The following is a 12518-nucleotide window of genomic DNA, read 5'->3' on the forward strand; positions in this document are numbered from 1 at the left end:
CCCTTGGAATCCCACTAAGGGGTTGATCAAACAAACATTGAGCAAGGTTGACGCCTTTCTGCTTTGCTCATACTCTGACCTTGTCGTTTGTCACTAGGCTAGGTCATGAAATCCGATCCCTTAAAACACCATCTTTATGTCATCATCTTTGGCACGCACACCAAGGCGGGTCGACGCTTCGATTTGGCGCTGATCGTAGCCATTTTTGCCTCGCTGATCGTTCTATTGCTTGAATCACTGCCTAGCGTGCCACAGGAATGGAAAAGTACCTTAAGAGTGCTGGAATACTCGTTTACTGCGCTGTTTACGCTCGAGTACCTCGTGCGGCTCTACTGCTCGCCAAAGCCCCTCGCCTATGCGAAAAGTTTTTATGGGGTGATTGATTTATTGGCTATCTTGCCCACTTACTTGGCGTTTTTCTTTCCTTCGGCGACCTTTATGGGCGTGATCCGACTGCTCAGAGTGATGCGTATTTTCCGCATTCTTAAGTTGGTGCGCTATCTGCAAGACTCCAACATCTTGCTGCGCTCTCTGCTCACCTCTCGGCGCAAAATCTTTATCTTTTTCTCCAATGTCGCCATCTTGGTCACCATCTTTGGCGCCCTCATCTACGTCATTGAAGGACCAGAGAACGGCTTCACCAGCATTCCCATGAGCATCTATTGGGCCATCGTGACCATCACCACCGTGGGTTATGGCGACTTAGTGCCGCAAACCGGACTAGGTAAAACCATCGCGGCCATTACCATGCTGCTGGGTTACTCAATCATTGCGGTGCCCACTGGCATCATCACCGCTGAAATCAACCAAGAGATGAAATCACACAAGACCTTGGTCAAATGCCCAAACTGCTCAAAATCGGGGCATGAGTCTGACGCGCTCTATTGCAAGCATTGCGGCAGTGAGCTCGCCGATCCCGATAAGCGCGTGACCGCCCCATTTCAAGAAGAAGTCTAAGCACTTTGTGAATCGCAGATAAAACACTCGCCAATAAAGCATTCGCCAATAAAAAAGCGCCTGCAAAGGCGCTTTAGGATAGGGAACAAACACTCGGGTTTGAGGGTTTATTTCTCCGCTAGAATGATACGCAGCGTACGACGCAACGGCTCTGCCGCGCCCCATAGCAGCTGGTCACCGACGGTGAATGCGTTGAGGAAGTCATCACCCATTGCCATCTTACGTAGACGGCCGACAGGAATCGATAAGGTACCCGTCACTTTCGCTGGGGTCAGCTCTTTTGCCGTAATATCACGGTCATTCGGGATCACTTTCACCCAGTCATTGTGCGTGGCGATGATCTCTTCAATCTCATCCATCGGCACGTTTTGTTTGAGCTTGATGGTCAACGCTTGTGAGTGACAACGCATCGCACCGATACGAACACATGTGCCATCAATAGGAACAGGTGACGCTTGGAAACCTAGGATCTTGTTCGCTTCGACACCCGCTTTCCACTCTTCTTTGCTCTGACCATTGTCGCGTTTCACATCGATCCATGGAATCAATGAGCCCGCAAGCGGCACGCCAAACTTATCCGTTGGGAACGAATCGCTGCGCATGGTATCTGCCACTTTTTGGTCGATATCGAGAATCGAGCTTGCAGGGTTGGCCAGCTCTGAGCTCACTGAGTCGTTGATCACGCCCATTTGCGAGATAAGCTCGCGCATGTTTTGCGCACCCGCACCGGACGCCGCTTGATACGTCATCGCGCTGGTCCACTCCACCAGCCCTTTTTCGAACAAGCCGCCTAGCCCCATCAACATCAAGCTTACCGTGCAGTTACCACCAACAAACGTGTTGGTGCCCGCGTGGATACCTTGTTGGATTTGCGCCAAGTTGACCGGATCCAACGTGATGATTGAATCTTGAGCCATACGCAGTGTTGAGGCTGCATCAATCCAGTAGCCTTTCCAACCTGCTTGGCGCAGTTTCGGATACACTTCTTCCGTGTAGCTGCCACCTTGACAAGTAATGACGGCATCAAGCTGTTTTAGGCTCTCTAGATCGAACGCATCTTGCAGCAAACCCGCGTCTTTACCAAAGTTTGGAGCTGGGATGCCGACTTGAGAAGTGCTGTAAAAAACCGGTTCAATGAGATCAAAATCTTTCTCTTCCACCATGCGCTGCATCAGGACAGAACCCACCATGCCACGCCAACCGACTAAACCTACTCTCATTCTCAACTCTCCATGTAATCTAAAAAAGGAATCACTCATCTTTCAATGTTCAGCTCAAAATCTCAAGCAAAAAATGCCATATTTTTGTAAGTTTTGTCTCGCTAAGCGCTAGAATCGCGTTAGCTGACTGTTTTCCCACTTTTTCTCAACGACGACACTACTAATCGTTCAAACCGAACAGAAAGAAAACAAAGCATCTACGGGGGAAGTAGTCGACAAGTCAGAACCAAACTTAACACGGGGCTTCTGATTGACGTATGATCTTTTCCATCGCTAAGGCCACCACTTGGAATGGCCATTTTTGTTGACTCATCGCTCTCAATTAAAGCTGATTCACTTTTAAGAACTGTTTCGCCTCGTCAATCGCCTGGCCAAGGACACGCTGTAGCTCGTTCAGTTCATCAGACAGGTCGCCTTGCATCTCTTTGATCGTTTTTTCAACGCGAGCAGCGGCTTGTTTGAGAATCGGCGCACCCAAGTTCCCACCCACACCTTTTAAACTGTGCGCTTTGCGCAGTGCAGTCTCGGGGGATTCAACAATCAGCCGTTCAATGGTACTGACGTCATCTTGATGATCTTCCACAAATACTTCCAGCAACATGCATACTGAAGCAGTATCACCATTGAGCGAGCTCAGCATAGCTTGGGTATCGATAATCGGCTCTGGTTCCATAGGACTCTCTACTTCCTCGAGTTCGTTGTCATTATTGTCAACCTCAACCCTGTTGTGATGATCAACCATCGGCTCATTTGACGCTAAACGTGAACGCGCCGCCGTTCGTGCGCTCATCACTAGTAAAACCAGCGCCGCGATGGCGAGGGCTGAACTGACTAATCCAAGCTGCACATGACGCTCCAAGCTTTGGTGGTACGCCTCGCCCAAGGAAGCGATTTGGATGTTGACATCATGCCCGACCAACCCTTCAACCAAGTGCAGACCTTTCGCGTACGTCCCCAACACCTGAGCCACCAACGCGAGTACACGCTGCAATTCTTGTTGCTGTGCGCCCTCTAGTTCCGTTGACCAAACATAAATACTGTCCATTTCACGCGATAGACGTGGGCTATCGTCATGCGTACCAAACACTTCCTCAAGCACCAACGCACTCAACCGGTAGTAGGTCTGCGTCAACAGTGGCGAATCGGCCTGTTTGCCCCGCGCTTGCTTGATGGTTTCAATCAGCTCTTGAATAAGGAGATCGTTGTCGAGGTAGGCTTTCGCTTGCGCAATGTATTTATCCAGAGAAAAAAGCAGTTGGCTAACATCAGGCGAGTACCAACTTTGCTCATAATTGGCTTCAATCTGCAATTGCAGCGCATAAATCAGTTGCAGATTCAGCTCTTGCTGATCTGTCGCTTCTGGCCGATACGCGGAGGAGAGATGAAAGGTGCTACGCAGCTCTTCAACCGCGTTACGCAATTCGGTGATCCGCTGATGAGATTCGCCCAGCACTCGATAGTTGCTCACTAGAATTGCTGTTATCGCAATCCACAGTAAGACAACCATCCCACCTAGCCTGAGCCTGCTACTATCCATGTGTATGCCCTAAACAATATCCGTAAATACAATCATATACCGATTTTTTACATTCTGCTGAAGAAAGCGGCTTTGCACTCGCTCTTTCCTTTTGTCTGTGGCACAACGCAACAAAAAGCCCGCGACAATGCGGGCTCATAGATTGAGGTGAACTGAGCTCTGCTCTTTACCGGAGCATCATTTGCGATTGAGTTGTTCGCGCAAGTTCGGCGGTGTGCCTTTGATGGTCAGGGTATCGGTTTCCGGATCGTAGAAAATACGCTCGCCGAGCAGCAAACTGTCGAAGTTAATACTCAAGCCACCGCCAGCGCCGACATACTTGGTTAGCTTACGAACTGCGGTTCTATCTCCTGGGAAACTCTCCTCGAGTTGGTAGCCTTGCTCTTGGGTGTAATCCAAAAAGCTTGTGCCATCATGCGAGGGGGACAACTCACCAGACAACTCTTTCACGTAGACTTCATCGCCGGCTTTAATTTGCTCGCTGCAGTAATCCGCCACTTGCTTTTTAAAACTCAGCACTTCGTCTTTTTCTAACTTGGAATCAGCACAGAAATCATCTACGGCCTGCATCAACACTTGGTTTTGCTGCTTGCTGTCGAGCCCAACCTCTGCCTGCAAGAAGTCCAAGAAGAAGTCTGCCACTTTGCGCCCTACTCGCCCTTTGATGTAGGCAAGATAGCGGTTGGACTCTTTATCGGTCTCATAAGCCGTCAAATCGATACGCGCAGCAATGTCCATCTTGCCAAGATCGAGATAGTCGGTGGCGCTAATGTCCAGCCCTTCGGTGACCTTTAAGCTCTGATTAGACGGAATGATGGCGACAAACAAGTAATCAGTCGCGAGCGATTGATACTGCGCAATCACCAAGATGCCTTCATCGGCAAAGGGGTATTTCGCTAACTCGTCTTTTAAGCGCTTAGCGCTCACTTGTGAGAAGTCGTAAAAATCGCGCTCCCCTTTACGCAATTCATGCAACCAGTGCTGAAATTCGCTGTCTGATTTGAAGCAACCAAAGCCTTTTCCCGCTTTAGAATGAAACACGCGATGCAGCTCTGCCACGAGGTTTTCTGTCGACGCATCATTGGCAAGAGAAGCACTGCGGTAATTGACGATGAGCTCGTCGGAATCATTTTTCTGAAGTTGATGTAAGATTACGTGAGAGAGGTGCAAACTCATGTGATTTTTATCGCTGGGTAGGTTTCAGTTGCATCGCATTGTAGGGTATCATAAGCCGCTTTACTATCATCATTAGAGTCTTTATGCCGATTACATCTAAATACAGCGACGAGAAAGTAGAACAGATCTTAACTGAAGTGGCTGCTATCCTAGACAAACATGCCGCGGGTCCAGAACTGGCGCTTATGATCGCAGGAAATATCGCAACCAATGTCTTAAATCAGGATGTTGCGCCTTCACAACGCAAAGCAATTGCTGAAAAATTTGCTCAGGCGTTGATTTCTTCTATCGAAGAAAAAAGCCATTAAAAAATAAACGGATAATAGATAAAGATACATGGTAGATAACGGAAATACATATGGTGAGCGCGTATCGCGTCTCGTCGGCTGGGGTCACTGGTTTGCGTTTTTCAACATCATCGCTGCGATGTTGATTGGTACCCGTTATATCACTCAATCACCATGGCCTGAGACTTTGCTCGGTCAATTTTATCTGGCCGTTTCTTGGGTCGGACACTTTGGCTTCCTCGTATTTGCCCTGTATCTTCTTGTTCTCTTTCCGCTGACGTTTGTCCTTCCGTCACGCAAGCTGTTCCGCCTGGTGGCGGTCTGTTTTGCAACGGTGGGGCTCACCGTATTGCTGATTGACACTCAAGCGTATCAGACCATCAATTTGCATTTGACGCCCGTGGTGTGGGAAGTGCTGTTCAACGATGACAGCTCCTCTGCCCTCAGTGCCGATTTGCAGCATTTGTTTGTGGTGTTACCGCTCATCTTTTTGCTCCAATTGGCGTTATCCGAATGGGTGTGGCGCAAGCAGCGTAAACTCTCTCATAAGCACGTCGGCCGCCCAATTTCGGCGCTGTTCTTTATCAGCTTCATCACTAGCCACTTAATTTATGTGTGGGCGGATGCCTATTTCTACAATCCAATCACCTCTCAACGCGCGAACTTCCCGCTCTCCTACCCGATGACCGCTAAATCCTTTATGGAGAAACACGGCTTGTTGGACCGAGAGCAATATCTCAAACGCCTAGAGAACAACCAAACCAGCAACCAACTAGTCAGCTACCCGCTTGAGCCACTGGAGTTCAATCGCCGCGCCAACCAGTTGAACGTATTGGTGGTAAGCGTCAACAACCTCAGAGCCGATGCTTTGAATGAGCAGTTGATGCCAGCGACGGCGCAATTTGCCGCGCAAAACCTGAACTTTACCAATCACTACAGCTCAAGTAATGACACCTTTGGTGTGTTTGGTCTGTTTTATGGTCTGCCGAGTAGCTACGCCAGCAGCATTAAAGCGCAAGGTTCCAAGCCGATTGTGATTGATACGTTGGTCGACAAAGAGTACCAATTTGGCCTATTCAGTAGTGATAACTTCGATGATGCTTTGTACGGCGAAACCGTTTTCCGCGGTATGAACTTCCACGGCGTTGCGTTCGATTCCGATCACTCTGCCGAAGAGCAAACCATTAACGCATGGGCAACTTGGGTACAAGAACAGAAAAAGTCACCTTGGTTTAGCTACGTTGAGCTCACCCCTGTCGAAAACTTCAGTGCTTACAGCAGTGACAGTAACGACAAACAAACCTCGACGGAAAAGCTCATCGCCGGTTACCACAAATCCGTTCAGCACGCCGACAAACAAGTCGCGCTGCTGATTGACGCGCTCGATACCCTAGGTCTCGAGGAAGACACCATTGTGGTGATCACCTCAAACCACGGCGCAGAGTTCAATGAAACCCAGACCAACAGTTGGGGCGCGAACAGTAATTACAGCCGATACCAACTTCAGGTGCCGATGGTGATCCATTGGCCAGGTAAGGTCGCGGCCACCTTTACTCACCGCACCAGCCACCTCGACTTCTCGGTGACGCTGCTGCAAGACATGTTAGGAGTATCGTCAAACCCAAGTGACTTTAGCAGTGGTCGCAATTTGTTTGATGAGCGTTCTCGCAAATGGATTTTAGCCGGTGATTCGCGTGAGTTAGCCCTGATTACCAACAAAAACACCACGGTGATCGACAAATTCGGCAACTACAAATTGTACGATGCGAACTACCAGCGATTACAAGACGACAACCCTACACTGCCGGTGTTAATGCAAGGTTTAACCGAATTGCAGAGATTTTATACAAAGAGCAACTAAATCATAATGTTATAATTGACGCTTACGTTGAATATGGTAAATTAAGCGAATCGGACTGTAGCGCAGCTTGGTAGCGCACTGTCATGGGGTGTCAGGGGTCGCTGGTTCAAATCCAGTCAGTCCGACCATTTATCCCTAAAGGGCTCATCTTCGGATGAGCCCTTTCTCGTTTATACGGCGACGCATCACAGAACCTCAGTATCAAAATCCATAAAATAAACCAATGGTTCATTTTATGGATTTGCTATGACTCAATACCATGCCATCGTCGATAGCGCAGGTGGCGCTGATTTTACCTCTATTCAAGCGGCGATCGAGGCTGCCCCCGCGAATGATGCTCCGTACCGGATTTTTATTCGCAAAGGTCACTATCCAGAGCGGCTGACAATTGCACGCGCCAAGGTGTCGCTAGTCGGTGAATGCGCACGTGAAACCGTGATCGATAGTAAGATCGCCAATCAAATGGTGTTGGACGATGGCTCTATAGGCGGCACCTACGGTAGCCGCGTCGTCATCGTCGATAACCAGCACTGCACATTGGCTCATCTCACGATTCGCAACTCGTTCGACTTTATTGCCAACCAAGCGAAAAACGATAGTGATCACAGTAAACTCACGCACACCCAATCCGTCGCCCTATTGGTTGGCCATCACGCTGACTATTTCATTGGCCACGATCTGATACTCGATAGTTATCACGACACCCTGTACGTGAGCGCAGGACGCAGCTACTTCTCAACATGTCATATTCTGGGCAGTATTGATTTTATCTTTGGTGGCGGCAGCGCTTTATTTGAACAGTGCCGAATCACTTGCCGTGCCAGAAGTGACAGGCCCAAGGACGCGCTATGGGGTTACATCGCTGCGCCGAGCACACCTCATTGTGTTCCCTTGGGTTTGGTCTTCTACCGCTGCGTTATCGATGCCGAAGCTGACGTCCCCAAAGGCAGCTATGCACTCGGTCGCCCTTGGCACCCCACCACCCACTTCTCTGATGGCCATTACGCCGATCCGAACGCCATTGGGCATTGTGCCTACTTAGCGTGTGAACTTGGCGAACATGTCAGCGATTGGACATCCATGAGTGGCCGCGGCCGAGACGGCAAGCGAGTGTGGTTTACCCCAGAGCAAAGTCGATTTGAATTGGTAGGTAATCGAGGAGAAGGCGCTCACGCACTGCCCCAGCAACAGCGTGAGATTGACGAGCACAGCGAACTTGGCTGGAAACCGCAGCAGCCCTTCAGCTAGCGAAGGGCTGCAAGAGTGACGGTTATTGCGCCGTCATCGCCATCTCATTGTGACGCTCACCATAGATGACGTCTCGGTCATAGACGACGCGCACCTGTTCACCCATTTGACGATCGCCATGCAAGTAGCCACCACTTGAAACCAAAGTGGGCAGTTCATCGTAAATCCCCTGATGCGCCGCTTCAAGACAAAGCAGCGCATAGGGAATCGGGTCGTCAAAACGGGCGTACTTGACCGCTTTATTGGCAACAAACAAGCCACTTTCGCTGTGCCAGTGCTGCTCAATCAGTTGCGTTGCCGCGCTGTCTGCTAACGTCAACCAACGATGATCGCCGTCGATGTGGTGCATCTCTATCAGCGCCAATAGCAAGTAGCTCGAACAGAGTGACGTCTCGCTGGCTACCTCCATCAAGGCCCCCGTTGAGGACTCAAAACGGGCGAGTTCAAAGCGCGTCAGCATGCGTTTTAATAGGCGCTCAACACGCTCGTTTTGGCTGGCTCGATAGGCGCGCGTCAGCGTCAATAAGTAGGCAGGATCGGCATCACGACGCGCTAATGTGGTGCCTTTGTCGCCATAATAGCCATCTCGCACAAACTGATAGCCCGTTAAGTCGGTCCCATCAGCCCAGCACGGCTTCATTTGATTGGTTGCCTCATCCCAAGCGTGAGTAAAGTAGCCCTCAATGCCATCAATGATCCAGCCAAGCCACTCTTTGTCTTCACACACTTCAGGGCAAGCTAACAGAGCCAGCGGATTATCCACCACCAGCGCCCAGCAATCACGAAACAAAGCATTGGCTTCAAGCGCAATAGGGCCAAACTCAGGTCCAAATTGACGCCGCGCGCGATCACCAAACCAAGAGTAGGTCAAACGATCATCCTCAGGCACAGGCTCACGCTGCAAGGGTGAAGAGAATTGATAGACCGGCATGCGGGTCTTTGGATGACGGGCGAGCACAAATTGTCGATAGAGGTGCTTAGCCCAAGTCAGCGCCGCTTGGTCGTGCGTGTAGCGATAGGCGTGACACGCGGCGTATATCAGATCGGTTGAGGCATTCACAAACGTTAGTCCGACCGTTTCCGGTAATGTAGGCCATGCGCTCGCATCAACGGCGTCTTTGGGCGTATGGCGGGAGAATATCGATTCCGGCTGCTCTCGGCCATATTCGCCATGTCGCGTGAGATCGCATTTGTCCCAATCCATCACGTGTGACGCCCAAAAGCCACTCAAATAGCGCTCAGTCACCGCCGGCTCAGTCTGATACATCAAATCGTAAAATGGGAAGTGGTTTTTAAGTTCGTGGACACACTCTTTGCTTGCCGGGCCTTCGATGGCACCACTGGCCCAATCGACAAATCGATGCCCTCCCCAATGCAGTAATCCACTGGGTTTGTCGTGGTAGCGGGTCAAGATGCTTTCGCTCAGTTCGCTGGCGTGCGTAAAGTAGTGATTATCACCGGTGAGCATGCTGTAGGCTATGTATCCGCGCATGAGATTTTGTTGGCTGGCAAAGTTGCTCATCGGGGCTTGGCGCCCGTCGGGGTAGGTCCACATCACAGGCTGTAAGGTGGTGACATCCAGACCGTCAGCCATCAGGCCCGTCTGGGGGTGCTTCCCTAGCTCTACGCTACGGGCATAAAACAGATCAATATAGGGGCGAAAGGTGCGACGATTGGCAGTGTCCGTCATAGAGAATCCTTAATAGACAGGTCCTTATTAACCGAAAAAGTTGACCAAAAGAAAAAAGGCGCGAAGCCATCTGACTTCGCGCCCTACTCAAGCGATTACTTCGCCATGCGCTTCAAGATGCGATCGCCGCGACGTAGGAAGTCTTTGGCAGCACCAGACACATCGGTTTGGCCGTAATCCAGTTTTTGCATCACTTCACTAAACAGCTCCATCAACTGAGCGTTGTCTGTGTACGTGGTTGGCAGCACTTCTTTTGGCAACGATTGTGCTTGCAAGTAACCTAGGTAAGACAAGCTTTCTTGGTCGATTTCGCCTTTGGCATCCAAGGTTGTAAGACCAGCGGTACTCAATGGAATACCACGAGCGAGACCTAGCGCCTCAACGCCCACAGGATCGTTTAGCAAGAAGTCGACCAATTTCGCCGCTTCTTCTGGGTGCTTAGTGTTACGACCAATCGAGAACATCATCGAAGGACGCGCCAACAGACCTGAGTCGGTTGCACCTGGCGCCATTGGGTAAGGCGCTAGCTCCAGTGTCATTGAAGGATCAAGGTTCGCGGTGTATTTCGCGATAGCCGTATCCCACATGTATAGACCGCCGAAGCGACCGTCAATCCATGGACGCATTTCATACAAGTTGCCTTTACCGTACGAAGCGAACTCTTTGGTTGATGGGAAGACGTGATTGCTCACCTGATCCACATAAAGCTGGAAGAAGGCTTCCATCTCTTTTTGCTCGTAGTTGAGCATGTTGGTCTCAGCGCTGATGATGTCTTTACCCGTGGTTTGCAGCATGTAAGAGCGGTTCATCGCAAATACGTCACGCGCTTCAATAACCAGTGGGTAGTGATCCGCACCGAGGTTTTTCTCAAACGCTTTACCCGCGGCCATCAACTCGTCCCAGTTAGTTGGGTAATCCACCCCAGCTTGCTCCCACTTCTGCTTGTTGTAGTAGAACACGCGGGACGTCATACTGACTGGTAAGCCGTTGATTTTTCCGTTAACTGTGGTCATGTCCATCGCCGTTTTCGGGAAGTTCGCAATGTGCAGCGCATCCGCCTTTTGGCTCATGTCGTAGAAACCACCGCCATCACGAGAGAAGATAGGCAGCCAGTTCCAGTTGGTTTGCATCACGTCAGGTTCAGTGTTACCCGCGATCTGTGTCGTCAAGCGAGACAAGTGACCATCCCAACCTGTGTATTCTGCTTTGACCTTGATGTCTGGGTATTTTTGTTGGAACTTCTCAATCGCTTCCAACGTGGCTTGGTGGCGTGAGTTACCGCCCCACCAAGACATACGTAGTTCAACGTCAGCAAAAGACGGTGCAGAGGTGGCGGCAATCGCCGACGCGATAAGAGTAGTCAGTACCTTTTTGTTCATGGATGTTTCTCCAATTATTATCGTAGTAAAGAAATGTTCTGTTCAGTTTCTTTGTTAAAGATGTGCGCTTTTTGCATATCAACAACGAATTTGACGTTACTGCGCGTTTCCATGCCCAGCTTGTCTTTCACATCGTCAATCGGCACACGAGCGGTAAACTCTTGATTATTCACCCTAAAGTACACAAACACCTCATGGCCCATGTTCTCCATACGCACCACATCGCCTGTGATCGTCGGTAGAGCATCATCTTCAGCCATCTGCAAGGTAATACTGTCTGGGCGAATACCGAGCACCGCTTTCTCACATTTGTGTGAGCGAATTTGCTCCGCTTTCGCTTGTGGTAGTTTCAAACGCTGGTCGCCGATCACCACGTACAAGCCATCTTCTTCATCGTGCAGTTGAACATCACGTAAGTTCATCTCCGGTGCACCGATAAAGCCAGCCACAAACATATTGACGGGGTTGTTGTAGAGCTCGTCCGGTGTATCGACTTGCATGATCTCACCCAGCTTCATCACACAGATGCGATCGCCCATGGTCATTGCTTCGGTTTGGTCGTGCGTCACGTAAACCGCCGTCGCAGAGCTGCCCTCTTTCTTAAGGTGACGGTGCAGATCCGAGATGCGTACACGCATTGACGCGCGAAGCTTGGCATCTAGGTTTGACAGTGGCTCGTCAAACAAGAATACGTCTGGCTTTTTCACGATAGCGCGGCCTACCGCTACACGCTGTGCTTGGCCCCCTGACAATTGACGCGGCAAGCGGTCGAGCAACTCTTCAATCTCCAAGATTTTGGCTGCTTCATTCACGCGCGCTTCGATTTCGTCTTTCGGCAGCTTTTGCAACTTAAGACCAAAACCCAAGTTCTCTTTCACTGTCATGTGTGGGTAAAGGGCGTAGTTTTGGAACACCATCGCAATACCGCGATCTTTGGGTGCCAAGTTGTTCACCACTTTGCCACCGATGGTCACTTCACCACCGGTGATGTTCTCCAAGCCCGCCAACATACGTAGCGTGGTTGATTTCGCGCAACCTGATGGCCCAACGATGACGAGGAACTCACCGTCTTTGATGGTCAAGTCGACACCGTGTACCGCCTTGAAACCGTTTGAATATACTTTCTCTAGCTTTTTAAATTTCACTTCAGCCATTGTTCTTAC

Annotated in this window: 10 protein-coding genes and 1 tRNA gene; 5 read left to right on the forward strand and 6 right to left on the reverse strand. The window is 50.2% G+C overall.

The annotated features are described in order from the left end of the window. Positions 1 to 105 precede the first annotated feature (105 nt). Positions 106 to 957, forward strand: a complete 852-nt coding sequence (locus AC6R10_RS06650) for an ion transporter (RefSeq protein WP_500671824.1) — start codon at positions 106 to 108, stop codon at positions 955 to 957. Positions 958 to 1064: 107 nt separating this feature from the next. Here the strand turns inward: AC6R10_RS06650 and asd are convergent, their stop codons facing one another. The 3 genes from asd to yejK form a co-directional block, all read right to left on the reverse strand. Further along, the gene (asd, locus tag AC6R10_RS06655; protein ID WP_334552638.1) at positions 1065 to 2177 is read right to left on the reverse strand and encodes an aspartate-semialdehyde dehydrogenase; all 1113 of its coding nucleotides are present in this window, start codon (positions 2175 to 2177) and stop codon (positions 1065 to 1067) included. 322 nt (positions 2178 to 2499) lie between these two features. Then, the gene (locus AC6R10_RS06660; protein ID WP_500671825.1) at positions 2500 to 3714 is read right to left on the reverse strand and encodes an Hpt domain-containing protein; all 1215 of its coding nucleotides are present in this window, start codon (positions 3712 to 3714) and stop codon (positions 2500 to 2502) included. Positions 3715 to 3891: 177 nt separating this feature from the next. Beyond that, positions 3892 to 4890 (reverse strand): nucleoid-associated protein YejK, encoded by a 999-nt coding sequence (yejK, locus tag AC6R10_RS06665; protein ID WP_487901073.1) that lies wholly within the window; start codon positions 4888 to 4890, stop codon positions 3892 to 3894. A gap of 83 nt (positions 4891 to 4973) precedes the next feature. On the opposite strand from yejK, the gene AC6R10_RS06670 reads away from it, so the two are divergent. The 4 genes from AC6R10_RS06670 to AC6R10_RS06685 all read left to right on the forward strand — a co-directional run bounded on the left by AC6R10_RS06670 (position 4974) and on the right by AC6R10_RS06685 (position 8286). Beyond that, positions 4974 to 5198, forward strand: a complete 225-nt coding sequence (locus AC6R10_RS06670) for a YejL family protein (protein WP_334552646.1) — start codon at positions 4974 to 4976, stop codon at positions 5196 to 5198. A 28-nt stretch (positions 5199 to 5226) separates the two neighbouring features. Beyond that, positions 5227 to 7038, forward strand: coding sequence for a DUF3413 domain-containing protein (locus AC6R10_RS06675; protein ID WP_500671826.1), 1812 nt, complete (start codon positions 5227 to 5229; stop codon positions 7036 to 7038). A 51-nt stretch (positions 7039 to 7089) separates the two neighbouring features. Next, positions 7090 to 7166 (forward strand) — tRNA-Pro (locus AC6R10_RS06680). A gap of 118 nt (positions 7167 to 7284) precedes the next feature. Next, a complete protein-coding gene (locus AC6R10_RS06685; protein WP_500671827.1) occupies positions 7285 to 8286 on the forward strand; it encodes a pectinesterase family protein in 1002 nt (333 codons plus the stop codon). A 22-nt stretch (positions 8287 to 8308) separates the two neighbouring features. Here AC6R10_RS06685 and AC6R10_RS06690 read toward each other — a convergent pair whose 3' ends face one another. From AC6R10_RS06690 to AC6R10_RS06700, 3 genes are all read right to left on the reverse strand, one after another. Then, positions 8309 to 9976, reverse strand: a complete 1668-nt coding sequence (locus AC6R10_RS06690) for a pectate lyase (RefSeq protein ID WP_500671828.1) — start codon at positions 9974 to 9976, stop codon at positions 8309 to 8311. Between the two features lie 95 nt (positions 9977 to 10071). Further along, positions 10072 to 11355, reverse strand: coding sequence for an ABC transporter substrate-binding protein (locus AC6R10_RS06695; protein WP_500626048.1), 1284 nt, complete (start codon positions 11353 to 11355; stop codon positions 10072 to 10074). Positions 11356 to 11372: 17 nt separating this feature from the next. Continuing rightward, a complete protein-coding gene (locus AC6R10_RS06700) occupies positions 11373 to 12509 on the reverse strand; it encodes an ABC transporter ATP-binding protein (RefSeq protein WP_500671829.1) in 1137 nt (378 codons plus the stop codon). Between the last annotated feature and the right edge of the window lie 9 nt (positions 12510 to 12518).

It is taken from the genome of Vibrio sp. R12-SG2-ISO1 (assembly GCF_059834045.1).